Source organism: Qipengyuania sp., assembly GCF_965277845.1.
Classification (GTDB): Bacteria; Pseudomonadota; Alphaproteobacteria; order Sphingomonadales; family Sphingomonadaceae; genus Qipengyuania.
In genome coordinates this window covers 415,397-438,753 of record NZ_OZ255844.1, presented here as the reverse complement: position 1 = coordinate 438,753, position 23,357 = coordinate 415,397, and the positions used below count along the sequence as shown (strand labels likewise).

General features: G+C 62.5%; 25 protein-coding genes, 1 tRNA gene and 1 rRNA gene. 10 read left to right on the top strand and 17 right to left on the bottom strand.

Annotation, left to right across the window (positions count from 1 at the left end; genetic code table 11):
• The first annotated feature begins 115 nt into the window (after nucleotides 1-115).
• Both rrf and ACQY4G_RS02170 read left to right on the top strand, forming a co-directional pair.
• Nucleotides 116-230: ribosomal RNA gene (rrf, locus tag ACQY4G_RS02175) — 5S ribosomal RNA — on the top strand.
• Between the two features lie 116 nt (nucleotides 231-346).
• A tRNA-Met gene (locus ACQY4G_RS02170) sits at nucleotides 347-423 on the top strand.
• A gap of 91 nt (nucleotides 424-514) precedes the next feature.
• Here ACQY4G_RS02170 and ACQY4G_RS02165 read toward each other — a convergent pair.
• A complete protein-coding gene (locus ACQY4G_RS02165; RefSeq protein ID WP_425061707.1) occupies nucleotides 515-1,264 on the bottom strand; it encodes an FMN-dependent NADH-azoreductase in 750 nt (249 codons plus the stop codon).
• 147 nt (nucleotides 1,265-1,411) lie between these two features.
• On the opposite strand from ACQY4G_RS02165, the gene ACQY4G_RS02160 reads away from it, so the two are divergent.
• Nucleotides 1,412-2,275: a LysR substrate-binding domain-containing protein gene (locus tag ACQY4G_RS02160; protein ID WP_421992738.1), complete on the top strand. Its 864-nt coding sequence runs from the start codon at nucleotides 1,412-1,414 to the stop codon at nucleotides 2,273-2,275.
• 13 nt (nucleotides 2,276-2,288) lie between these two features.
• On the opposite strand, the gene ACQY4G_RS02155 is transcribed toward ACQY4G_RS02160, so the two are convergent.
• A complete protein-coding gene (locus tag ACQY4G_RS02155) occupies nucleotides 2,289-3,452 on the bottom strand; it encodes a YbfB/YjiJ family MFS transporter (RefSeq protein WP_421992736.1) in 1,164 nt (387 codons plus the stop codon).
• A gap of 117 nt (nucleotides 3,453-3,569) precedes the next feature.
• Here ACQY4G_RS02155 and ACQY4G_RS02150 point away from each other — a divergent pair, with 117 nt between their 5' ends.
• On the top strand, nucleotides 3,570-4,070 hold the full coding sequence (locus ACQY4G_RS02150; protein ID WP_421992734.1) for a winged helix-turn-helix transcriptional regulator: 501 nt from the start codon (nucleotides 3,570-3,572) through the stop codon (nucleotides 4,068-4,070).
• 193 nt (nucleotides 4,071-4,263) lie between these two features.
• Here ACQY4G_RS02150 and ACQY4G_RS02145 read toward each other — a convergent pair whose 3' ends face one another.
• Nucleotides 4,264-4,437 carry a hypothetical protein gene (locus ACQY4G_RS02145; protein ID WP_421992733.1) on the bottom strand — a complete coding sequence of 58 codons (174 nt, stop codon included), beginning with the start codon at nucleotides 4,435-4,437 and terminating at the stop codon, nucleotides 4,264-4,266.
• Nucleotides 4,438-4,440: 3 nt separating this feature from the next.
• Nucleotides 4,441-5,319 carry an alpha/beta fold hydrolase gene (locus ACQY4G_RS02140; RefSeq protein WP_421992731.1) on the bottom strand — a complete coding sequence of 293 codons (879 nt, stop codon included), beginning with the start codon at nucleotides 5,317-5,319 and terminating at the stop codon, nucleotides 4,441-4,443.
• A gap of 372 nt (nucleotides 5,320-5,691) precedes the next feature.
• Here ACQY4G_RS02140 and ACQY4G_RS02135 point away from each other — a divergent pair, with 372 nt between their 5' ends.
• Nucleotides 5,692-6,666 (top strand): alpha/beta fold hydrolase, encoded by a 975-nt coding sequence (locus ACQY4G_RS02135; protein WP_421992729.1) that lies wholly within the window; start codon nucleotides 5,692-5,694, stop codon nucleotides 6,664-6,666.
• A 268-nt stretch (nucleotides 6,667-6,934) separates the two neighbouring features.
• On the opposite strand, the gene ACQY4G_RS02130 is transcribed toward ACQY4G_RS02135, so the two are convergent.
• Nucleotides 6,935-7,738 (bottom strand): aminotransferase class IV family protein, encoded by an 804-nt coding sequence (locus tag ACQY4G_RS02130; protein WP_421992727.1) that lies wholly within the window; start codon nucleotides 7,736-7,738, stop codon nucleotides 6,935-6,937.
• Nucleotides 7,739-7,884: 146 nt separating this feature from the next.
• Between ACQY4G_RS02130 and ACQY4G_RS02125 the strand changes: the two genes are divergently transcribed.
• Nucleotides 7,885-8,802, top strand: a complete 918-nt coding sequence (locus ACQY4G_RS02125) for a LysR substrate-binding domain-containing protein (RefSeq protein ID WP_421992725.1) — start codon at nucleotides 7,885-7,887, stop codon at nucleotides 8,800-8,802.
• Nucleotides 8,803-8,987: 185 nt separating this feature from the next.
• Here ACQY4G_RS02125 and ACQY4G_RS02120 read toward each other — a convergent pair whose 3' ends face one another.
• From ACQY4G_RS02120 to ACQY4G_RS02090, 7 genes are all read right to left on the bottom strand, one after another.
• Nucleotides 8,988-9,485, bottom strand: a complete 498-nt coding sequence (locus ACQY4G_RS02120) for a DUF2938 domain-containing protein (RefSeq protein ID WP_421992723.1) — start codon at nucleotides 9,483-9,485, stop codon at nucleotides 8,988-8,990.
• A gap of 42 nt (nucleotides 9,486-9,527) precedes the next feature.
• Nucleotides 9,528-10,331 (bottom strand): alpha/beta fold hydrolase, encoded by an 804-nt coding sequence (locus ACQY4G_RS02115; RefSeq protein WP_421992721.1) that lies wholly within the window; start codon nucleotides 10,329-10,331, stop codon nucleotides 9,528-9,530.
• Nucleotides 10,328-10,771, bottom strand: coding sequence for a MauE/DoxX family redox-associated membrane protein (locus tag ACQY4G_RS02110; protein ID WP_421992719.1), 444 nt, complete (start codon nucleotides 10,769-10,771; stop codon nucleotides 10,328-10,330). Before ACQY4G_RS02110 ends, ACQY4G_RS02115 begins: the two co-directional genes overlap by 4 nt.
• Complete coding sequence (locus ACQY4G_RS02105) at nucleotides 10,764-11,204, bottom strand: carboxymuconolactone decarboxylase family protein (RefSeq protein ID WP_421992717.1); 441 nt, start codon at nucleotides 11,202-11,204, stop codon at nucleotides 10,764-10,766. Before ACQY4G_RS02105 ends, ACQY4G_RS02110 begins: the two co-directional genes overlap by 8 nt.
• Entirely contained in the window at nucleotides 11,201-11,800 is a 600-nt protein-coding gene (locus tag ACQY4G_RS02100; RefSeq protein WP_428483088.1) for an AAA family ATPase, read from the bottom strand. Before ACQY4G_RS02100 ends, ACQY4G_RS02105 begins: the two co-directional genes overlap by 4 nt.
• A 191-nt stretch (nucleotides 11,801-11,991) precedes the next feature.
• Nucleotides 11,992-13,026 (bottom strand): aldo/keto reductase, encoded by a 1,035-nt coding sequence (locus tag ACQY4G_RS02095; protein WP_421992713.1) that lies wholly within the window; start codon nucleotides 13,024-13,026, stop codon nucleotides 11,992-11,994.
• Between the two features lie 19 nt (nucleotides 13,027-13,045).
• Nucleotides 13,046-14,254, bottom strand: coding sequence for an MFS transporter (locus ACQY4G_RS02090; RefSeq protein ID WP_421992711.1), 1,209 nt, complete (start codon nucleotides 14,252-14,254; stop codon nucleotides 13,046-13,048).
• A gap of 105 nt (nucleotides 14,255-14,359) precedes the next feature.
• On the opposite strand from ACQY4G_RS02090, the gene ACQY4G_RS02085 reads away from it, so the two are divergent.
• Entirely contained in the window at nucleotides 14,360-15,238 is an 879-nt protein-coding gene (locus tag ACQY4G_RS02085) for a LysR substrate-binding domain-containing protein (protein WP_421992709.1), read from the top strand.
• A 12-nt stretch (nucleotides 15,239-15,250) separates the two neighbouring features.
• On the opposite strand, the gene ACQY4G_RS02080 is transcribed toward ACQY4G_RS02085, so the two are convergent.
• From ACQY4G_RS02080 to ACQY4G_RS02070, 3 genes are all read right to left on the bottom strand, one after another.
• Nucleotides 15,251-16,069 carry an amidohydrolase family protein gene (locus tag ACQY4G_RS02080; protein WP_421992707.1) on the bottom strand — a complete coding sequence of 273 codons (819 nt, stop codon included), beginning with the start codon at nucleotides 16,067-16,069 and terminating at the stop codon, nucleotides 15,251-15,253.
• Nucleotides 16,066-16,539, bottom strand: a complete 474-nt coding sequence (locus ACQY4G_RS02075; RefSeq protein ID WP_421992705.1) for an OsmC family protein — start codon at nucleotides 16,537-16,539, stop codon at nucleotides 16,066-16,068. Before ACQY4G_RS02075 ends, ACQY4G_RS02080 begins: the two co-directional genes overlap by 4 nt.
• Before the next feature lie 162 nt (nucleotides 16,540-16,701).
• Nucleotides 16,702-17,769 (bottom strand): zinc-dependent alcohol dehydrogenase family protein, encoded by a 1,068-nt coding sequence (locus ACQY4G_RS02070; protein WP_421992703.1) that lies wholly within the window; start codon nucleotides 17,767-17,769, stop codon nucleotides 16,702-16,704.
• 180 nt (nucleotides 17,770-17,949) lie between these two features.
• Between ACQY4G_RS02070 and ACQY4G_RS02065 the strand changes: the two genes are divergently transcribed.
• A complete protein-coding gene (locus ACQY4G_RS02065) occupies nucleotides 17,950-18,843 on the top strand; it encodes a LysR family transcriptional regulator (protein WP_428483087.1) in 894 nt (297 codons plus the stop codon).
• Between the two features lie 58 nt (nucleotides 18,844-18,901).
• On the opposite strand, the gene ACQY4G_RS02060 is transcribed toward ACQY4G_RS02065, so the two are convergent.
• Nucleotides 18,902-19,537, bottom strand: coding sequence for a TetR/AcrR family transcriptional regulator (locus ACQY4G_RS02060; protein WP_421992699.1), 636 nt, complete (start codon nucleotides 19,535-19,537; stop codon nucleotides 18,902-18,904).
• 272 nt (nucleotides 19,538-19,809) lie between these two features.
• Complete coding sequence (locus ACQY4G_RS02055) at nucleotides 19,810-20,166, bottom strand: UrcA family protein (RefSeq protein WP_421992697.1); 357 nt, start codon at nucleotides 20,164-20,166, stop codon at nucleotides 19,810-19,812.
• A gap of 97 nt (nucleotides 20,167-20,263) precedes the next feature.
• On the opposite strand from ACQY4G_RS02055, the gene ACQY4G_RS02050 reads away from it, so the two are divergent.
• Nucleotides 20,264-22,591, top strand: coding sequence for a TonB-dependent receptor (locus ACQY4G_RS02050; RefSeq protein ID WP_421992695.1), 2,328 nt, complete (start codon nucleotides 20,264-20,266; stop codon nucleotides 22,589-22,591).
• Nucleotides 22,592-22,766: 175 nt separating this feature from the next.
• Nucleotides 22,767-23,207 (top strand): MarR family winged helix-turn-helix transcriptional regulator, encoded by a 441-nt coding sequence (locus ACQY4G_RS02045; protein WP_421992693.1) that lies wholly within the window; start codon nucleotides 22,767-22,769, stop codon nucleotides 23,205-23,207.
• Nucleotides 23,208-23,357: the final 150 nt, after the last annotated feature.

Genomic DNA, 23,357 nt, shown 5'->3' with positions numbered 1-23,357 from the left:
GATCCCACCATCAACGACAGCCCTGTGCTGTCCGCGATGAGGAGGAAATCTCCCAAGCCGGATAAGCCCAGAAAGCTCAACAGCATCGATTTAAGCCCGTCCGCCTGCTCTATTGCTTGGTGGCTATAGCGTCTGTGACCCACCCGATCCCATCTCGAACTCGGCCGTGAAACCGGACAGCGCCGATGGTACTAGTGCTCAAGCACTGGAAGAGTAGGTCGTCGCCAGGCATTACAGCAGGCGGGCGCGGTATAAACCCATTCGCGATTTCACAAGCCGCTGCCGGGATCCCCGCGCGGCGGCTTTTTCGTCTCTGGCGACGGTCCAGGACGAACATAACTGGTGCCGCGGGGTGGAGCAGTCCGGTAGCTCGTCAGGCTCATAACCTGAAGGTCGTTGGTTCAAATCCAACCCCCGCAACCACTATTGTAGAACAAACCGGCTACCTCTGTGAGGTGGCCGGTTTGTTGTATGCGCAATCCACAATTCCATCGAGGTTTGCCGCATTGTCCGTCTATGCCGCAGCGCCGGCGACGGGTTTTCGATCTTGCCTGCCACCGTCCCGGTCCTCAACGACATCGCTCCGAGTAGTGCCGGACTGGAGGGATCCAAAGTCGGAAGCCAAGCGGGTAGCCAATTCGATCGTAGCTTTCGATGCTTGCTCCCACGAGGCGCGATGGCGGTCGTCCTTGAACTCCTGATACTCGACGACGATCGTGTCGATCGATGCCTTGGAAGCGCCGAGATAGTGGGCGCATGCAGCGATGCCGGGGTCGAGCGCATTTTGTTCTTCCCGCACGCCGCCCGGAGCGAAACCGAATTCACCCCTGGCCGAGAGGACGACGAGATGCTTCCCGCTCAGCAGGGGTTCGATCGGGAAGTCTCCTCTCGAAAGATCGAAGGAAAAGGTGCGTCCGATGCGCGCGACCTGGTCGAACCAGGCCTTGAGCGCCGCCGGCATGCCGTAATTGTACATCGGTGCGCCGATGACGACGATATCGGCGCACTCGAGCTCGTCGATCAAGCGGTCGGATTGAGCCAGCGCGTCCGTCATTCGAGAGTCCCGCTGGCCGGGTTCTGTGAAAGCCGCCTCGATAAATCGATGATCGACGAAGTCAGGCGGGAAGCGACCGAGGTCCCGGTCTATCACGCGGGTATCGGACGCGCGTTCGCAAAAGGTTTCGGAAAACAGCGCGGTCAGTTTGCGGGTGAGGGAGCGCTCTTCCAACTGGGCGCTTGAGTTTACAACCAAGAGAGTGGGCATATGCGTCATTCCTTTTTCCGGGATTTCGACAGCCGATCCCTAATCTTCGACCCTGGGGCTTGGCGAAGGAGGACTTTTCGCCCTATGGATGAATGAGATTCATCATCCGCAATCCTATCCATGCGCAAACTACCTCCTCTCCACGCCTTGCGCGCGTTCGAAGCGGCTGCCCGGCACGGTCATTTCGGGCGCGCGGCAGAGGAGTTGAACCTCGACCCCACCGCCATCAGCCATCAGGTGCGGAAGCTGGAAGCGCTGCTTGAGGTAGCGCTTTTCCAACGGAGGCCTCTACGGCTCACCGACGCGGGAGAGAGGCTCTATCCGGATTTGAAAGAGGCCTTGGACCGGATGGCCGACGCAGTGCACGCCGTCCGGCAAGCGAAGGTTCGGCCTGTCGTCGTCTCGATGACGATGGCCTTCGCGGCCGAGTGGTTCACGCCCCGTCTTCGCGAATTGCGGGCGATCACCGACGTACCAATCGACGTGCATGCGGATAATGCTCCGGCCGATCTGCAGACGGGCGCGGTCGACATAGCGATCCGATCCCAGCGCAATGCCGATCGGGACGGCATCTGGTGCAAGCTGTTCGATGACAGGCTTATCGCGGTTGCTTCGCCGTCTTTCCTGGAGCGGCACGGCCCCGTCGAGACGACCGAAGCGATTCTTCGCGTCCCAGTCATCGACTATCGCTGGTCTTCTCCTTCCCGCCGATCTCTCGGCTGGAATGCCTGGTTGCGCGCTGCCGGCATCGATGCAGGCGACATGTCCGTTGCCAGCAGCTTCACAGAGGAAAGTCACGCAATCCAGGCAGCGATATCCGGTGTAGGCGCGGCGTTACTTTCGAGCCGCCTCGTCAAGGCACGGCTGCAGAATGGAGAATTGGTACGGATCGGCAACCACGCGATTCCCGCGCCTGCCTTCTGGGCGGTTCGTGGCAATAGCATGCACCCGGAGGCCGACCTCGAAACGGTCGTCACCGCGATCCGCCGGTTGGCGCTTGGTCGCGAATAGTCCAGCGGCGCGATCACGTCGGAGCGTCGCACAGTCTTCCTTCCGAAGCCGGGGGTAGCGAGCGCTGTTTCAAGCCCGTAAGAGCGCCCGCCATGAGAAGAGCCGAAGAAAGAAGCAGGCCGCTTGCCAGACTGTCATGGAGGTCCGTGACATAGCCCGAAAGCACGGGACCCACGATTTGTCCGAGGCCGAACGCCACGGTCATAAGTGCGATCGCGCCGCTCCATTGTTCCTGCGGATGATTGCGGCGCACGAAACTGGTGGTGGAGGCCACCACCGCGAAGAATGCGCTGCCGAACAGGGCGGCGGAGGCGAGAAGAACCGGCCAGGACGTCGAAAGCAGGGGAAACGACGCCCCGACCGTGGTCGCCAGTCCGATGATCGCAAACGCACCGCCGCCCGCTGCTTGCCTGATTGTCGATGACCAGACGATGGGCGACAGCATTGCCGAGACGCCGATCACCACCCAGAAGATCGCCTGCTGGAGTGCGCCACCACCACCATCCCTCACATAAGCGATCATGAACGTCATGTAGGCGATATAGCCAGCCCCGAAGAGTCCATAACCGATGAGCATGGGCAGCATCGGACGGGTTTCGAGCTGGACATGCCCGGCCGAACGCCCCGACGAAGTGCCACGAAACCCATAGGGAAGGGCGAGCCACAGGGGTAGGCAGATCGCAAGAAGCAGGCTCCATCCGATCGGCCAGGATCCCGGGCCCAGCGACGAAATCACGAAGGGTACGCTGATGCCGGAAAGCACGATACCGATCCCCGGCCCCGTATAGAGCAGGGCGAGCAACACTGCTTCGCGTCGTGGGTGGCGGGAGGCGAGCTGTGTCGCGATAACGGCGGCTCCGATATAGCCCAGACCGCCTCCGACACCTCCTATGAAGCGGGCGGCGTTTAGCGCCAGCATCTCACCGGTCAAGGCGCAGATGAGCAGGGACTGGAGACAGATGCCGATGCCGCAAAACGCAATAGACTTCGTACCGAATCTCTCGATCAGCCTTGTCGCCGCCAGAGCGCCTGCGAGGTAGCCCACGGCATTCGTCGTATTGAGCCAACCAGCGGCTGCGTAAGTCCAACCGAGATCCTGCCGCATATCGGGCAGAAGCAAGGCGTAGGCGAACCGCGTGACGCCCAGGCCGACTGCCGGAGCTAGCGCCAAAGCCATTATCTGCAAGGCCGGAGGGAATCGGGTGGCGTGTACCATTACCTAGACCTGGGTTCGTATTTCGAACGCTGCGTAGCAAGGCTGGGTCTGCTTTGCAAACTTTGCTAGGGTGAGGACATGGACGAAACCAAGAAGGCAGAGACGGCGCCCCCGGTCGACCGGGTGATCAATGTCCCGCCATCCGAGTGCAGCCTTGCGAGGGCGATCGCCGAAATCGGCGACGCGTGGACGCTCCTGATTCTGCGCGAGGTGATCTGCGGAGTGACGCGCTTCGAAAAAATGCAGGAGGATCTGGGCATTTCCAGGGCGGTACTCTCCGACCGGTTGCAGAAATCGGTCGAATTCGGACTCCTCGAAAAGGTTGAGCACCGCGAACCCGGCCAAAGAATGCGCCACCGCTACGCGCTCACCGCAAAGGGACGCGCGCTGCTTCCTGCCCTGCTCGCATTGCGCCAATGGGCCGATGATTTCCTCAGAGACGAGCCGTCCCGGACCGTGTTCTGTGACAAGGATATGTCGAGAGTGACAGTTCTCATCACGAACGAGGCGGGCAAGCAAACCTCGGTAAACGACGTGATAGCCACCACGGTGGACGATATTGACGCGCGTTCGGGATAGATTTCCCGGATACGATACGCGGCGGTTGGGCCTGTCGGTCGGGTGGAGCGACGCCTCGCGCGAACCCGCTTTTGTCTGCAAACTGCTATCCGCTGGCAATAACGCCGCCGCTCGCGGAGCGCGTGGCAGCATGTTGCCGATGCTTGGGAAAGGTGCCGTTTCCGGCACCTCGGCCCGATCGGATGCGTCGGGACTAGTTCAAGAGACTACGTGAGTTCTCGCTCCGGCGCTCGAGCGCTTCGACGCGCCGCTCGAGTTCGCAAATCCGTCTTGCGAGATGCTCGGACGGTGCCTGCTCGAAGGCTTCGGCCCAGGCTGTCAGCCGATGTAGCAGCGGGACGCGTTGCGGCTTCTTCTGGTTGGACATGGTCTATTCTCCGGGCTGTACGAGTTCGGCCGATCCGATGCCCATCGGCAAGGCGTTTCTGGCAGGGGGCACGTGGCGCCCGAGGAATTTCAGGATCGCCTGCTGGGCCTGCGGTGCGCGAAGGATGCCACGGTGGCCCAGTTGCGACAGATGGTGAAGGTCCGCATTGGCGAGGAAGCCCTCGTACCGCTGGCCCTCGGACGGTGGGACGAGGCGGTCACGCATGCCATAGAGGAGGAGGGCTTGGGCCCGCACGAGTGGCGCATCGATAGCGGCATCGATGAAATTGAGGTCGACATCATGCAGATCGCGATACCTCGTCAGGATGGGACCGATCCTGTGGGGCGGCAGGCCGAACCCTTCGATCATGTTTTGCAGATAGGTGCGTGCACGACTGGGCGATGCGATCAGTACCAGCGGGATTTGCCTCTCTAGTCTCGCTATCGCTCGAAGAGCGGCGGCTCCTCCGAGTGAATGGGCGACGACTGCCGAAACGGGAAACCCGATCGGGTATTCGACCACGCGCCGGATCGCTTCGGACAATTGCGGTATGGTTGCAGTCCTGCCTGGCGTGGCGCCATGCGCGGGAAGGTCCAACGCAACCACGCGGTATCCGCCATCGAGCAATGCGCGCGCCACCGTATCGAGATCGCGATGCGATGATTCCCAGCCATGTACGAGAAGGATTGTCGGACCATTACCCGCGGCGAACAATGCGCACCCCGACGGGTGACGTTTCGCCGACACGATGGCCTCGAGTGGATCGGCGCCGTTCGATCGCTTGGCCGAATGGTGTCTGGGGCGCGAAAAGGCGCGGGCCAGAAAGCGCTCGGTGACCGCTGGGAAAGCCCGATCGAATGACTTGAAGGCAAGTTGGAGCATCGGCATCTCTTAATATGACACTTGACATATAATATGTACCCATGCTTTTGTCCACATGTCAGTCAGAATCCCGAAAAGGAGCTGTTCCATTCCTTCGGGTCGTCGAAGAGATTGTGATTGACATCAAAATACCACCGGCCGGGAAGGTCCGACTTCCCGGCCGGTACCCTCGACGAGGCATCGATTTGGCCAGACAAGTTAGAGCCGTTAGGACCATAGCTGCGGGAACGAGTTGCGGGTCGGAAACGCGCGATGATCTCCGGGTATCTTGGGTCTATGATGCGCTCGACGAAGTGATGTTTTGATTACGACAGCCATCCAACTGTACAAAGAGTGGTCTCGGGGTCCCCGCTCGTACCACCACGGCAAGGGATGGCAGTGATATCAGAGAGCGCCATTCCCGGGACGGCTGCCTTGGTTCGTACGCAACCGGCTATGATATCGTGTCCCGATGGTGCCGAGCTGCGCGGCGTTTTTCATTCGCCGGACCACGCGACCCCGCTTACCGTCATAATTAATGCTGCCACGGGTGTCCCCGCCCGATGGTACGGGCCGTTCGCCAGCTACCTCGCGACGAAAGGTTTCGGCGTTCTCCGTTATGATTATCGCGGCGTTGCAACGTCCCGGTCGGCAGCCAGCCGATCCACCCGCTGGTATCACTGGGGGCAGCAGGACTTCGAAGGAGCTCTGGGCTGGGTGAGGCGCCACAGGCCAGGCTCGAAGGTCTGCATAGTGGGCCACAGCTTCGGAGGCTTCCTGCCCGGGTTGGCTCATTCGGCGAGCGACGTCGTCCGGATTCTCACCGTGGGAGCCCAATATGCCCATTGGGCCGACTATCCCCCGGGCAGTCGGGCGAAGCTCATACTGAAATGGCACCTAGTCATGCGCTTGCTGAGCAAAGCTTGCGGGCGCTTTCCCGGGCGACGGCTTGGTTGGGGAGAAGACCTTCCCTCCGGCGTGGCCAGGGACTGGGCGCGCGGACTGGAACGCTTCGAGGACCATTTCCCGCAAAGTCAGCGAGATCACATTCGTGAATGCTTCGCAGCAGTGGATGCCGACATTCTCGCGATAGGCTTCACCGATGATCCGATGGCCAGCCCAAGAGCTATCCGCCGCGCATTGGAGTATTATATTTCTGCCAATTGCAATGTCATTACCCTGGACCCGGTTGGACTGGGTTCGCCCTCGATCGGACATCTCGGCTTTTTCGACGAGAGAAAAGGCAGGGTGCTGTGGCCTAGTGCTGCTCAATGGCTACGGGGGCAGACGGACGGATCGATCTTCCAGACTTCCAGTCCGAAGCCACCCGATGAGACGGTCGAGGAAGACCGATCCAATTCGCAATGAGGCATGCGTGAATCGGAAGTGGGTGAACTGCGGGAGCCCTTGTCTGGCAGAATTGATCGGCATTCGATGCGGGGAGCGCGGTGAGCGGTCGTAATCCGGCTCGACGCGATATCGTTGCCGTGACGGACGGCCCCATGCGCCCATGGACGTGTGACGGCGGTCTTGGTCGAAGTTTTCCAGATCATCCGGCTCGAAGAACCTCCGGCAGGATCGTGCTTGGTTTTTGGAGTATGAGAGCTCGAACAGGCGCGGGCGTGTCGCGCCGTCATCAAGGCGAAACGAATGGTTCGGCCTCGTATGCGCGGTGCAGCAGGGTCATGAAGTCCGGCGCATCGGGTAGGGGTACGGTATCGATCCGGCGCAATGCCACGCCGGGCGACCACGAGTTCATGACGACAGCTCCGGCGAGAAACGGAAGATCGGCCAGCGTGACCTCCCGCGTGCACTGCGGAATGCCGAGCCTGTCCAGTTGTCGGCGAACGATGCCCATGGTGGTTCCAATCAGGACCTCGGCGCGCGGCCAGATCACCGCTTCGCCGTCCCAGAAGGCCAGGTTCCAGATCGTCGCCTCACTGAGCCGGCCTTGTCGGTCGATGAACGCGGTATCGTCGGCCGGCTGTCGGCGAAAATAGGTTTTGGCGAGTTCTCCGACATGCTTGACTGTCGGCATGAACCGCTCATGTTCGACGGCGGCCAGCTCGAGTGGTCCGGCAGGACCGTTGTCCGCCGGAGAGGTCCGGACCAGAACCTCCGGCTCCGCATGCGTCGCCGCGGCTGTGAATTCGCCCGCCCGCGAGTACATCGTCGCCATCAGGGTCAGGTCTGACGGTCCTGCTTCGATCGCTGCCCGCAAATATCCGCGCACCCGATCATCGGGCATGGCATTGCCGAACAGCCGCAATGACGCAAAGCGCAACCGCTCCAAATGAAGGTCGAGACCGCGAATCTTGCCGCCACGCACCTGCATGGCCGTGAAATGCGCGTAGCCGGCGAAGGCCAAGCCCGCGAGGTCGTCGCGATCGGCGACCTCGCCATTGCGTTGCACGACGTAGGCCTTCGATTCGTCTGCCATCTTGTTTCTCCGAGGGTCCGTCGCGGACCACGGCCTCTGGCCAGGTCCGCCGATTTCGATTATCAAGTTTCGCTCATATGGCCCGACCCCAGTGCCTTATAAATCGAATAGTTTTCCAGAGATCATCAAATGGGGCTTGAAGAACGATGACTGCTAGACTGCCGGGAACACGCGCGCTCAGGACCTTCGAGGCGGCCGGTCGCCATTTGAACTTCACCCGAGCAGCCGACGAAGTCGGGCTGACGCCCTCGGCCGTCAGCTATCAGATCAAGGAGATCGAGGAGCAGCTCGGCTTTGCGTTGTTCACGCGGACGAGCCGGAGCATACAGCTCACCCTTGGCGGTGCAGTCTTGTTCGAAGCCGCCGCCGAAGCGCTCGACGGGCTTCGGCTCGCGGCCGGGCGCGCCCGCAAGCTGGCGCGCGGATCGTCCCATCTGCGACTGTCGCTCGGGGCCCGATTCGCGACGAATTGGCTGTTGCCGAGGCTCGACCGGTTCAGGGCGACCAATCCGGAATTGGAACTGACCTTCGACATTTCCGACGAGGTCAGGGATTTCGACATGGACGATGTCGATATCGCCATCCGTTTCGGTGCGGGAAGCTACGACGATGTCCGGGCCGACCGCCTGTTCGACACGATGGTCGTACCGGTCTGCAGTCCCGAGCTGCTGGCAAACGGTATCACATTCGAATCTCCGCGAGATCTCTTCGGGCGGACGCTCTGCTATGTCGATTGCGAGGTAGACGGCATGGTGTGGCCGAACTGGCCGATGTGGATGGCGGCCGCGGGCGTCGAGGATTTCGATGACCAGAGCTGCGTTGCCTTCGCCGAAACGAGCCACGTCGTGCAGGCTGTCACGGATGGCGGTGCCGTGGGTCTTGTCGAACTAGAGTTGGTCGAGGCGGAACTTTCTCAAGGCCGTCTGGTGAGGCTGTTCGATGTCGGCGTCAGCATTGGCCAGAATTTGGCATATCACCTGATCTACCCGGAGCGGAGCAGCCAAGACCCCCGGATCGCCGCCTTTCGTGAATGGATACTGGAGGAGACGGGACGATCCTTATAAGGAGGTTCCATGTAGCCATCGCTCCGGCCGCTATGGCACTGATCGAAATAGGCGGCCGAATGCTGGATCGTCTCCACAAGGCTGCCATCCCCGGGTCGATCAGGGCCAATAATCCCGCGCAATTGGCGCCGTCGCGGACCCTCGTGCGCTTCAATGGATTTTGCGGAACAGATCCCGGGCGTCGCTCAGAGAAGCAGCGCGAGCAGCACGGCGGACAGATAGAGGCCGAGCCCGAAGGACAGGTGTGCGACGAGACTGCGGAGGCGCGCGGTATTGGGCTTGGGTGTTTTCGACGCGGCAATGCCGGCGCCCATGCCCGGTTGCAGGATGAGGAAGGGGGCCAGCACGGTGGCGAGCCCGATGGTCAGCGCCGGCGCGAGCGTCGGCTGGCCGATCCAGTCCACGCCCCAGATTGCAACGAGCAATCCTGCGAAGGCGACGCCGATGGCATAGTGGGCGATCCAGCCAAGTGTGCATTCGCCCCTGAGCTGTGGCGCCTTGGCAATGCTCTGGTGGCGCATCCGTCCTTTGGGCAAATGGCCGAGCCAGCGCCCGACCATGCAGTAATCGAGCGCGGGAATTCCAAAGAGGCGGCGCTGTGTTTGCGCCCAGATGTCCATGAACGCGGTACCTCCGATGCCGACCAGGGCGGCCAAGGCGACGGGCTGAAGATGTTCGACCAAGTCAATTCTCCTGTAACGGTGCGATCGGCTTGCGCGATCCGGCTAACTGCGTTGGCGAAGGAAATCGGCGATGATGTTCGAAACGAGTTCGGGCTCTTCCATGGGGGCGAGGTGACCTGCCTCTATCTCTCGATAGGCCGCGCCCTGAATGAGCTTGGCGAGCCGCCGGGCGTGGTGCGGCGGGACCATGTGATCGAGGCGGTGACCGACCACGAGAGTTCGCGTTATGACCCGGCTGGCGGCTTCCTCGACATTCAGGTGCAGGTCGAGATCGATCTGCCGGTCGAGACCGTGCCAATTCGTCGCCTCGAGCGTCTGCCTGATGGCATCGTCGATAACCGCCGGACCGAAACCGGAAAGGGTCTCGGGCGCGAAACCGGTCAGGAGGATGAGTTTCGCAAGCGCCGCGCGATCGCGGGCAATCAGATCGCGCCAGAGCCGGAACTGAAGTTGCAGCCGCGCATCGTCCGAAGAGGCGAACCCTCCCAGCAAGGTGAGCGAGCGGAGCAGTTTCGGCTCCATCGCAGCGATTTGAACGGCGACGGCCGCGCCGAGCGAAAAGCCCACTACGTGAAAGGGTGTTGCCTTGGCGTCCACCGCGGCGGCAAGCACCTGGTTGGCCAGATATTCGACCGTGAGACGGCGTCCGTCATCGACGGTCGCACCCGAGCCGGCATAGTCCGGGCGCACGATGGTCCAGTCCTTGGCCAACCGCTCCGCACAGGCCGCCCAATTCGCTTCCGAACCGCCACCGGTTCCGTGAACCAGCACCAGTCCCGGACCGCTGCCTTCCTTGCGGTAGGCGACCGTGGCGCCCTGACAAGCGACATGGGAAACGCCCTTCATCCGGCCTTCCGCGGGACGAAGGCGACAAGGAATGCGCAGGCGGCGGCCGTAAAAACGCTGTAGTTCAGCGGCAGTTTGGGCCCGAGGAACAGCGTCATCGCAATGGCGAACGCGAGCAGCAACACGCCGCTCGCGAAAGCCGAGGCGCGCACATATGGGCCGGTAATTAGCAGCACGCCGAGGATCGCCTCGACGATGGTCACGAACCAGGCGAGGGCGGGGATCATCGCCTCGGGCAGCCAGGGGTTGAGCGCTGCCACATCGGCGTAAAAACGCGGCATGGACCCCCAATCGACACCGGGTGTTTCAAGCGGGCCCCACAGGCCGAGGCGGTCCGCGACTGCCGACAGGAAGGCGGCGGCGAGGGCGAGCCGCGCGAACCGCAATGTCCACTCGACCAGCCTGGGGCTCTGGCCGAGCTTGGCGATGCGACTATCCATGTTGATACCGCAAGCTGATCGCCAGACGGTTCCAGGCGTTGATCAAGGCAATCAGCGTAGTGAGATCTGCCATTTCCCTGTCGGAAAAATGCTCGCGCACATCGACGAACAGCTCGTCCGGTGCGTGATTCTCGGAAATCTTGGTGAGTGCGTCGGTCCAGGCGAGGGCCGCCTTCTCGCGCTCGGAATAGAGATGGCTCTCGTACCATGCGTCGAGGAGGTAAAGGCGCTGCTCGGTCTCCCCGGCCTTGCGCGCGTCCTTGGAGTGAAGGTCGAGGCAGAAGGCGCAGCCATTGATCTGCGAGGCGCGCATGCGCACGAGTTCGATCAGCCCGCCATCGAGCGAGCAATTCTGGATGTATTCCTCCACGCCCATCATCGCCTTCATGGCTTCGGGAGCGGCCTTGTAGGCATCGATGCGATCGGTTTTCACAGCGTGACCTCCTGTCGTTTGCGGATATGTGCGTCGAGCATGTCGGCTCGCTCGCGGATCGAGGCCCTGGGAAGGACTTCGAGCGCGTAGCCGAGGTCGTCATAGGTCTCGAGCAGCGCTTCATATTCGCCGACGGCATCGGCGAAGGAATGCCGCCGCTCGGCGTCGTTCTCGAACAGATCCTCCCACGGTGGCACCATGTAGACGGTGGCCGAATAGCGGTAGACGGCAAGCGCTCGGCTCATGTCTTCGGGAACGGGCAGTCCGGCGCGGGAAAGTGCGGCGACTGCGTCGACGATCGATCGGTCGAACAACGTTGCGGCATCGAAAGCGGCGGCGAGGTGATAGAAGTGCGCTGCGCGCGAAACGCACAGGTCGACGAATTTGCGCAGGTCTTGCCAGGGTACGCCTTCGCCTCCGACCAGTGTCTGTTCGCGGACGATCTGACGCCCCGGCTCGGGCGCGACGCGCCATCCTCGCATTGCCATTTCGCGCAGAAGCGAAGATTTGCCACCGCCCGAGCAGCCGGATACGACAATGAGGCGATCCGGCGTCGTTCGACTTGTGGCAGCGTAATCCTCGTCGGCGTCGAACAAACTAACTCTCGTTCTTCCTTGGACAATGCGATGCATGCCGCCAGCCACCGGGCTCACTGCGCCCGCCTTCCTGGCTGTGCACAGCGAAACTGCGGCGGCGCGGATCGTCACACATAGATGGTCCGCCGCCGACAATGACGAAACCGATTTGTTGGTATACTCAGCATTAGCGTCAGTAATTCTAATCCCCCTCAAGCGGCAGGCGGATTGACGCGCGCAAAGCCCTCCTGTCGGCGGTAGGGGAAGTAAGGATAGGCGGCGGTCGTCTCGCTTGCGGCGTCCAGTCGTCCCATCTGCTCGCCAGTCAGCGACCAGACTGCAGAGCCGAGATTGTCGCGCAGCTGCGCTTCGTTGCGCGCACCGATGACGACGGTCGATACGGTAGGGCGCTGCAAGAGCCAGTTGATCGCGATTTGCGGAACCGTCTTGCCGGTTTCCTGAGCGAGCTCGTCAAGGACGTCCACAATATCATACAGTCTTTCCTGGTCCACCGGCGGACCGAGATCGGCCGTTTCATGGAGACGGCTCGTTTGTGGCAGCGCCGCGCCGCGCCGGATCTTGCCGGTCAGCCGCCCCCAGCCGAGCGGGCTCCAGACCGCCGCCCCGAGGCCCTGGTCGAGCCCGAGCGGCATCAATTCCCACTCGTAATCGCGACCGACCAACGAATAGTAGGCCTGGTTCGCGACATAGCGCGGAAAGCCGTAGCGATCGGCGGCGGCGAGCGATTTCATGACATGCCAACCGGAAAAATTCGAAACGCCGACGTAGCGGACCTTGCCCTGCCGGATCAGCAGATCCAGCGTGGCAAGCACTTCCTCGACCGGTGTGTGCGCGTCGAAGGCGTGGAGATAGAAGAGATCGATATGGTCCGTTCCGAGGCGTTTGAGCGAGGCCTCGCAGGATGCAATCAAGCGGGATCGGGACGATCCCCCTTCGCCGGGGCCATCGCCCATCGGCAAGGTCGTCTTGGTCGAAATCAGGGCGTCGTTCCGTCGCCCTTTCAAAGCGGCACCCAGGATTTCCTCGGACGCGCCGTTCGAATAGACGTCGGCCGTGTCGAACATGTTGACCCCCGCTTCGAGGCAGATGTCCACCATGCGCCTCGCGCCCACGACGTCGGTATCGCCCCAGGCGCTGAACAGCGGCCCTTCGCCGCCGAACGTGCCCGCGCCAAAGCTCAGGGCCGGAACCTGCAGTCCGGAAGCGCCAAGATATCGATAGTCCATTTTCGGTCTCCGTCGGGAGCTAAGCGGTGGATGCGTCAGGTGAACGGCGGGTGTCGACGGCCCGCATCGAGGCGAAGGCGGTGAGCAGCGCCGAGGCCGGAATGAGCGCCGCGGCAAGCGGGAGCATGGCGAGGCCCGGCCCGTAATCGATCGCCATCCCGCCGAGCCAGGCGCCGAGCGCATTGCCCAGGTTGAAGGCCGCGATGTTGACGCTGGAAGCCAGACTCTCACCAGCACCGCGTGCATTGCTCATCACCCAGGACTGAAGCGGAGGGACCGTGGCGAAGGCGGCCGCACCGAACAGGCCGACAAAGATCACTGCGGCGACCGGATCGCGGATCGCGGCGGTCATCGCGGCGAGCACGAGGGCGAGGGCGACCAGGGAGCCGACGATCGTGGCGCGCAGGCGCAGGTCCGCAAGCTTGCCGCCCATCAGATTGCCGGCAACCAGCCCGACACCGAACAGCAGCAGCGTGGGCGAAATCGACGCTTCCGGCAGGCCGCTGACGCGGGTCAGCAGCGGTGCGATATAAGTAAACACCATAAAGACCCCGGCGTAACCCAGCACCGTCGTCAGCAGGCCCAGCAGGACCGGCGGCTGGACCAGCGCGCGCAGGTCGGCAAGCGGATCGGTGTCCGTCGGTTCGGCATCGATCTGCGGGACGAGCCAGGCGATGATTGTCAGTGCGGCCGCCCCGACGGCGGTCACCGCCCAGAAGGTCGCGCGCCAGCCGAATGCCTGACCGATCCAGGTCCCGAGCGGGACGCCCAGAACCGTTGCCAGCGTAAGACCGGTGAACATGACCGCGATGGCGGTGGCGCGCTTCTGCGCGCCGGCCAGGTCGGCAGCGACGACCGCGCCGACGCCGAAGAACGTTCCATGCGCGAAAGCGGTTACCACCCTCGCCACCATCAGCATTTCATAGGATCCTGAGATCGCGCAGGCGGCATTGCCGACCGTAAACACGGCCATCAAAGCGATCAGCACACGCTTTCGCGGCCAGCGCCGCATTGCGAGAGTCAGTGCGGGAGCGCCGACGACGACACCGAGTGCATAGCCGGAGATCAAGAGCCCCGCCGTGGTAATCGACACGCCGAGGTCCGCACTCACCTCCAGCAACAGACCCATGATGACGAATTCGGTCACGCCGATGCCAAATGCTCCGGCGGTCAGTGCGTATACGGCCAGCGGCATGCCACGGCTGCTTTTCGCGTTCGTTCTTGCCATGAACCGACAGCTAGGCGCACGCGCAGTTCGTATCTATAATTCAAAAATCAGATCACTTGTGAGTTATGTTGAATGGTCCAGGGTCAGTCCAATCGGCTTGCAGAAATGGAAGTCTTCGTTGCCGCGGCCGAACGCGGCGGGTTCACGGCCGCGGCCCGCGCGATGTCGATGACGCCATCCGGGGTCAGCAAGCTGATTGCCCGCCTCGAAACAAGGCTCGGTGCACGCCTTTTCAATCGTTCGACACGCAAGTTGCAGCTGACCAGCGAGGGCGCGGCATTCTTCGATCGTTGCAAGACGATCCTGGCCCAGATCGAGGAAGCCGAGCGCTGCGCAGGCGCCGACGAGGCGCCCGTCGGCCTGGTGCGAGTGAGTGTCAATGTACCGGTCGGTACGCATTTGCTGCTGCCCTGCATCCAGCCGTTTCTCGCGCGGTATCCGGAGGTGGCGCTGGATATCGCGCTGACCGACTGGGTCGTCGACCTGCTCGACGAGCGCACCGATGTGGCTGTACGCAGCGGCCCCCTGCCGGACTCGAGCCTGCGCGCGCGAAAGCTGGGCACTACGCGGATGATGATCGTGGCGTCGCCCGAATACCTGACCCGTCGTGGCGAGCCGCAGGTGCCGAGAGACCTTTCGGGGCATGCCCGGCTCGGCTTTTCCTATGCGCGTGCGGTCAAGGGGTGGCCGTTGAGGGTCGATGGCAAGACCGTAAGCGTGCCTGTCGATGGTCCGGTCCAGATCAGCGACGGGGAAGCGTTGCGCCGGCTCGTGCTGGAAGGCGTCGGGATGGCGCGGCTGGCGCATTTCCAGGTGCGCGACGACATCGAGGCAGGGCGGCTCGTTCCTGTGCTGGAGCCCTACACGGCTCACGATTCCGAAGACATTCACGCCGTGTTCGTGGGCGACGGCGGACCGGTGCCGACGCGGGTACGCGCATTCGTCGATTTCCTGGCCGACAAGATCGGTCCGGGGAAGCTCTGATGGCTGCGGCGCTCAGGATTGGAGGCGGAACACCTTCCGGGCCGTATCGCCGAGAAAGGTTTGGTGCTGCTTTTCCGTCAGGCCCAACCGTTCGATGCCTTCGAGGCATTGCGCAGGCGACAGCATCGGCCAGTTCGTCCCGAACATAACCCGGCCCGAGCCCGGGCCTTTCATGAATTCGATGAAGTCGGCCGGGAACCGATGGGCCGCATAGGCCGAGGTATCGACGTAGAAATTGGGAAACTTGTGCGCCAGCGAAATGATTTCGGGAATCCATGGAAAGCCGAGATGCCCGCCGACGACCTTGAGTTCGGGAAACTCGAGGAGAACGTCCTCGAGATAGGGAATGGGCCGACCGACCTCCGAGGACAGCAAGGGCCCGGTATGACCGATCTGCGTGCAGAAGGGGACGTCCAGCTCGACGCAGGCGGCGTAGATCGGATAATAGCGCCGATCGTTGGGCGGCAAATTCCATAGCCACGGTACGACGCGAACGCCGACGAACCCTTCTTCGCCGACCCATTTGCGGATGTCGCGCACGGCCTCCATCGGCCGAGTCAGATCGGCGCTTGCAAGTCCTTTCAGCCGATCGGGTGCGGCGGCGATCTGCGCTGCCACCTCCTCGTTGGAGACGAGCGGCCCGCCGGGCCCATACCACGCGGACGCTAGCATGATTTCGACACCCGCGTCGTCCATCGCCGCGAGCGTCCGTTCGGGCCCCGGCGTGTAGTCCTTGGGCGACTGTCCCGTCCATCGCGAAAGAGACGCGAGCCAAGACGCCTCGGCCATGCGGGTGGTTGGCATCTGCCCCCAGACGTCGACGATCCTCATGCCCGGCCTCCGCTTACGATAACCGGTTCGACCCGGATCGGGAAATTGACCGAATTGGCGATGTAACACCGTTCATGGGCGTCATGATGCAGGCGGGCGGCGAGGGCTTCGTCGACGGGCCCGTCAAAGCGGCAGCGGGGCTGCAACACCGCTTCGGTGAAGGCGCCGCCATTACCTGCTTCCTCCATCACCGCGCTCGCGGCGTCGACATAGTCGCGCAGCACGAGTTTGTTCGCGGCGCACAAATGCAGATACCACAGCATGTGACAGGCCGAGATGGATGCGAGCAGCAGATCCTCCGGGTTGAGCCGCTCGGCGGCGCCGAGGAAGGCCGGGTCCGAACTGCCTTCGATGACCGGCTTCCCATCGATCTCGATACGGTGATCGCGCGCATAGGCGCGATAGCTTTGCGTCCCTTCGCCCCGGTCGCCGGTCCATCGACAAGTAAGTGCGTATTGGTGTGAATTCATCCGTTGCTTTCCTCCGCTTCAGTTAGCCGGCGAGCGTCGATGGTCTCGCGATGCCGTGCTAACCACTCCCGCTATCGCCTAATGCCGCGATCCTCCCCGCGCCGCCGATGTCCGTCAACCGGCCCTTCCCGTCAAGCAGCGCGAAACCCGATCCAAACGACCTCAACCTTCCCAGCCGGCCACGACGATCTTCCCGAACGCGCCCCGGTCCAGGTGGTCGAGCGCGCTCGCCAGACTTTCGAACGAGTATGTCTCCTCGATGACAGGCTTGATCTTGTGCCGCGCCATGAAAGCCAACATGGATTCGAACGATTTCCGGTCGCCGACCGAAATGCCCTTGATGGTTGCATGCTTCAGCATCAGCGGAACCGCGGCAAAGGACAGGTCGATGCCGTCCAGGAACCCGACCTGGGAAACGGTTCCCCCGATTGCCAGCGCATCGAGCGATTGCCCGAGATTGGCACCGCCGACGACTTCGACGATACGGTCGACGCCGGCGCGGTCGGTCAGGCTGAGAACCTCCTCGGCCCAGTTTGGATGGGACTGCGTATTGACGCCGTCGAACGAGCCGAGTGTCTTCGCACGGGCCAGCTTTTCGTCTGATCGCGAGGTCAGGATCACGCGGTGACCCATCGCCTGCGCGAATTGGAGAGCGAACAGCGAGACGCCGCCGGTGCCCTGCACCAAAACCGTTTCGTGCCTGCGCGGCCCGGGCTGCGCGTCAAGTGCCATCCAAGCCGTGAGTGCCGCAATGGGCAGCGTCGCCCCGTCGGCGAAGGAAAGCGCGTCCGGCAACTCGACGAGCGCGTGTTCTGGCAAGACCATGTATTCCGATGCAACACCGGGAAGCGGACCGCCCAGGGTGGTGTCCGGATTGGATGTGTCGCGCGTCGGCTTCCCTTCGATCCACGTGGTCCGGAAATGTCCGGCAACGCGCGCGCCGGGGCGAATGCGACTGACGTTCTCGCCGACCGCGACGACCTCTCCGGCCATGTCCGAGATAGGCGTGAACGGCATGGTCGGGAGTTGCGGCAAAAGCCCGCCTTCGATGACGAGCTTGTCACGGTAGTTCAACGAAAACGCGCGAATGCGGATGAGCGCTTCGTCGGCTTGCGGCCGTGGTTTGTCGATCTCGGAGAGCTGCAGATTGGACCTGCCGAAAGCGTGCAGCGTCCATGCCCGCATGGTTTCCGCTGTGGCGTGCTTGGCGGCGGCATCGCTGGGGGTCATTCGTTCTCCTTGTCATGTTCGGAATGCGAGGATCGGTAGGCGATCGCGATGCCGTGCGCAGGGTCGCAATCATCGTGGCAGACCGTAGGGCTCGTGAGGGGCCCTCGCCGAAAACCGATCTTGCATCTCGATCATCCTCCGGCATAAGGGAAACTAATTATTACAATGTCCGGCATTAAGATGAGTAATTCCACTTTTAGAAACCTCGACACCCAGCGCCTGAGGACCTTCGTGACCGTTGCACAGACGGCAAACATGACGCGTGCGGCCGGAATGCTGCACCAGACGCAAGGCGCGGTCAGCCAGCAGATCCGCAAACTCGAGGAGGAACTGGGGCACACGCTCTTCCGACGGGCGCGACCGGGACTGGTTCTGACCGAGTCGGGCGAACGGCTGCTCATCAAGGCGCGCCGGCTCCTGTCGATCAATGATGCGATCTGGTGCGAGATGACGACACCACGCTGTGGGGGAGCCGTAACGCTGGGCGTTCCGATCGATCTTGCCGGTGCCTGCCGCATCGGTTCCGCCCTGCGGTCCTTCACTCAGCGTTTTCCGGACGTGGACGTCACGCTGCGCTGTGCGCTGTCGATCGAGTTGAAACGCGCGGTCGCTAGCGGCGAGGCGGACATTGCGATACTCGAAGAGCTACCGAGCGAGCAGATCGGTGAAACCCTGGTTGCGGATCGGCTGGTCTGGATCGGCGCGGTGGGCGGGCAGGCGGCATCCAAGAAACCGCTTCCGCTGTCGATCGTAAGCGGAAGCTGCGTCTTCAGGCCGTTGGTCCTGGCGGCATTGGACGAGGCAGGCCGGCCCTGGAAGAGCGTCTTCGAGAGCGAGCATTTCGATGCCAGCCTCGCCATGATCCGCACCGATCTTGCGGTCGGCGCGTTGATCTCCAGCCGCAAGCCGGATGCGGTGGAAGTGCTCGGAGAAGAATCCGGCCTGCCGACGCTACCACCCATCAATATTACCCTTGCCACGCGCGAGACGCGATCCGAGCAATGCAATGCGCTGACCGAACACCTGCGGCGCGAGCTGAGTGCGGTACGGGAAAGGGAGGAGGCGCTGGCCTGACGTCCGCGAGTCTATGATGCTTGCGAGGCGCCACGCTGTCGCGACACCCGGGAATGTGTCAGGCGCTTGCGATCGCTTGTCCGTGACGTGCCGGCTCCGTGCCGGCCCAGGGAGTTTCGGCCATGGCGAGCGCACTGGCCTTGGCGCCTGCCAGGATGCTCCGCGCGCTTCGCCTGTCGACCCCAATGCGGGCTAGCTGGACCGAACCCATCATCAGAGCGAAGATCGAATGCGCGCGTTCGTGCCGGTCTGCATCGGTCCCCCCTGCGGGCAGGAGATCGGCCAGGTACTCTACGATCCGCTCTATGCCTCTCCTGAACCTGCGGCGCGTCTCTTCGTCCTCGCGCGCGATCTCGGGAGCAAGCGCCGCGCCTGCGCAACCACCGGACATGTCTTCGAAATGCTGCGGGCTTAGGTACCCGGCCACGAATGCATCGAGCCGTCGTTCGGGCTCCGCATTCGCAGTGACGCTTTTCAGGCGTTCGTAGGTTCGCCGAAGGGCTTCCTCGGCGGCCTCCGCCACCAGTGCATCCCTCGACCGGAAATGCGCATAGAAACCGCCATGGGTCAGGCCTGCGTCGCTCATCAGCGTCTTGATACCCACCGCATTGATGCCATCCTGGCGGAACCGGTACGCGGCCTTCTCGAGAATGGCCCGCCTGGTTTCTTCCTTATGTCCCTTGGCATATCTCATTATGGAACCTTTGCGTGGTGACGACACGCGAATTAGCCTATGTAATGCCGACCATAATATAAATTTGAAGCGAATAGGGCAAGGGTGAGACGCGAGCGCACCGGGGCTTCCCTCCAAGGGGGGCTACCGCATTCGCAGCCGTGCGGTGGCGCACGCCATGCGGGCGACAGGCACGGTCGAACCGGGCCGAACCGAGCCGCTATCGGCCGGACCGGATACCGCCTAGCGCTTCGGTTCGCGCCGCCTAGTGATGGAACGGAGGGCGGATGGGACTAGGGATCCCGTGTGTCGTTCACTTCGATCCCGTAGGCTGGCTTTTTCCCTGAAGCCAATCCGTTCGAGCGTGCCTTGGCCTCGAAATTCTCGACGATGGCGTCGATGCAGGATCTCCTGCGGTAGCCGGCGAACGGGTCCGCACCGCTTTCCGGTCGGCAGACGAGCGAAGCAGCGGTCGCGACTCGATCCCGCAATTCGCGGCCGCCTTCCGGCGTGGCCGGTTCCAAGTCCCCGTAAGCGACCGTCGCCGCGCGTTTTTCGTGCACGGTTATCGATGGCGATACGGAAGGCGTCGCGCACGCCGCAAGAACCAGGGTGACGGCCACCGGACCGACGGTGCGAAAGTGGCGCATTTCCAAGCTCCCGTTGCAACTTGCCAAGATCCAATAGTGCATATACACGTGCATATACATAATGTCCAGCAGAACTGGTATTGTCAGGGAGAATGAGATGTCCAAAATTCGCCACTCGGCGCTCGCCGTTCCATTTGCGATCATGGCCTCGACCGCGCCGGCACAGCCCGTGCCTGCAGACCGGCCACCCCCGGAGGAGGAGCGGAACGGCGCATCCGAGCCCGACGGTCCGGAAGGTGCAGTGCAGGCTTTCAATACCATCGTGGTTACCGGCACGAAGAGGCGCGATGGCGAAGCGGTCCAGGATGTCGCACTGGCCGTCACCGCACTCGATGCGGATACGCTCGACGCCTTGAACGTCACCGACATCACCAGCCTCAGCTATTCCGCGCCGAACGTCGCTCTCGAAGATGTCGGGACCTCGAAAGGCGCAGCGAACTTCTCGATCCGGGGACTGGGCATCAATTCGTCGATTCCGTCGATCGATCCCACGGTCGGCGTGTTCGTCGACGGGATCTATATCGGGATCAACAATGGCCTGGTGCTCGATACCTTCGATCTCCAGTCGGCGGAAATCCTGCGCGGACCGCAGGGGATCCTCTTCGGCCGCAACACGACCGGCGGGGCCGTGCTCCTGAACACTTCCGATCCGACCGACTATTGGAGCGGCGAAGTCCGCGCGAGCCTCGAGGGACCGGTCGATGCCGGGCGCGGCGGACCGAGTACCACCGTGCACGGGATATTGAGCGGCCCGATCGTCAATGATCTGCTCAGTTTCAAGATCGCCGGGTATTTCAATGACGACCAAGGCTACTTCGTCAACACCGTGGACGGGAGTAATCTCGGTGCGTCCGAAACCTCGATCCTGCGCGCGGCGCTGAGGTTTACACCGTCAAATGCTCTGACGCTGGTGGCAAAGTACGAACGGCTCGAAACCGACGCCGATGGGCCTGCCGCCGTCAATCACGCGCTGACCAGGCGCGGCGATTTCGACATTGCGATCGACGAACCGGGCCTTTTCGCCAGCGACAGCGAGCTCGTCTCGGTGCGTCTGGACTGGGATGTCGGCAATGGCACGATCACCAACATTTTCGGTTATCGTGACTTCACGCAGGATACCGTCGGCGACATCGATGCGACGCCCCTGTTTCTGTTCCATTCGGATTCGGAACTGGCGCAAGACCAGATCTCCAACGAGCTTCGGTACAGCGGAGAATTCGGGCCAGTGATTTTCGGGGCGGGGCTCTACTATTTCCAGCAGGACATCGCCTCTACCGAACGGCGCCAGCTCCCGACGATCACACCGGCCGAATTCAACGGCGGAGGCCGGCAGGATCACGAAGTCTACGGCGCCTTCATGCAGGTCGACTGGGAAGTCGTCCCCGATCTCAAACTGATCGCGGGCATTCGCTACAGCGAAGAGAGCAAGGATGTTGCCGTGATATACGTCCGCCCACGCCCGCGATGCAGCGTCGTGGACGGGACTTGTCCGGCCACAGGGACAAACCCGTTCGTGCCTGGGGAACCGAACGGTTTCGCGGATGACGACAGCTGGTCCAACTGGACCCCCAAGTTGGGAATCCAGTATTTTACCGGCGACAGCCAGTTCTACGCCACTTACTCCAGGGGTGTCAGGTCGGGCGGCTACAATTTCCGCGTGACCACGCCCGCAGCCTTTCTTGCACAGGTCGCCGCGACAGGGGCTTTCTCCTTCGACGAAGAAAAGGTGGATGCCTATGAGGTGGGCGCAAAAATCCAGGCCTTCGACCGGCGGCTGACGCTCAACTCGGCGATCTTCCTCACGAATATCTCGGACATGCAGCGGGAGGTAAACTTCGCTTCGGCGACCGCGGGTGTCGCCCAGTCCATCCTCAATACCGCGGACGCACAAATCCTGGGCTTGGAGTTCGAAGGCCGTTTCTCGGTCACAAACACCCTCCTGTTCACCGCAAACCTCGGTATCCTCGATGCCGAATACGAAGACGTCCGCTTCGATATCTCGGGTGACGGGGTGGTGACGCAGGCCGACCTCGACCTCGCTCTTCCGCGGGTACCGGAGGCGACCTACGGATTCGGGCTGATCCACGACCTCGACCTCGGCCGCGCGGGCACGCTGGTGACCACCGCGAATTTCCAGCACCGGGACCGCGTTGCCTTCACGGACAGCAACCTGGGATGGGTGAGCGCGAGCGATCAGCTCGACGCCAATGTAACATGGGCAACCCCGATCACGGGGCTCGAGCTGTCCATCTTCGGGAAGAACCTGCTCGACGAGGCGATCTCGCACAATGACACGCAAACCCCTTTCCCGGGGCCCCTCTCGACCGGTGTAGCGGTGCCCTTCGGGCAGTTTCCGGCGGCGGGCACATTCTCGCCCATCGCGGAGGGTCGCCGGCTGGGCGTGGAGGCGCGATACGCGTTCTGAACCGTCTCCGACCGGCAGGCAGCTTGCCGACCGGAAGGCGTTCAAGCCATTCGGTGCCGGTCGCGGGTCGCTCCGGATCGCCGATCGGGTGTAAATAATTGCATATACACGACCGATTGTGATAAGTGGCACATGAGGCAATTCTGCTATTGGCGAGCGACCCGAAAGGAGGATCATGGAGACGATTTCGCCCGAGCTCGACATGCTCGATGACATCATCGGTCGCTGCGTCGCAGCGCGGACCCTCCGGGCCGCCCGCGTGGTCACCCGCCAATATGATCAGGCCTTGGCCGAGCATGGGATCACGATCACCCAGTTCACGCTGATGGTCGCCATCGGCCGACATCGTCCCCATTCCTTGACCAAGCTGGCCGAAGGGCTGGACATCGAGCGCAGCACGCTGTCGCGCAACATTGCGAAGCTGCGCGCGGGGGGATTCGTCGAAACGAAGGCTGTGGGGCGGTCCCAGGAACTGTCGCTGACCGAAAAGGGGGCGGCGATCCTCAAGGATGTTTACCCCAAATGGCGCGATGTCCAGACTTCGATCGAGGAAAAACTCGGCGATCCCGCGCTCGCCCGCATGCGCGAAGCGTTGAAGGACCTCCATCGGATCTAGACCCGGCCGACACTAAGCCGCCATCTTCCCGATCTGCCCGCGCCGATGCGCCTAGCGGGCATGCCCGACCGATCCGAGGATGCGCATTATTGTACGGGCAGGGTTCACTCCGACCCCCGGTCCGCATCGCTACTGAAGGTATCCGGCTTT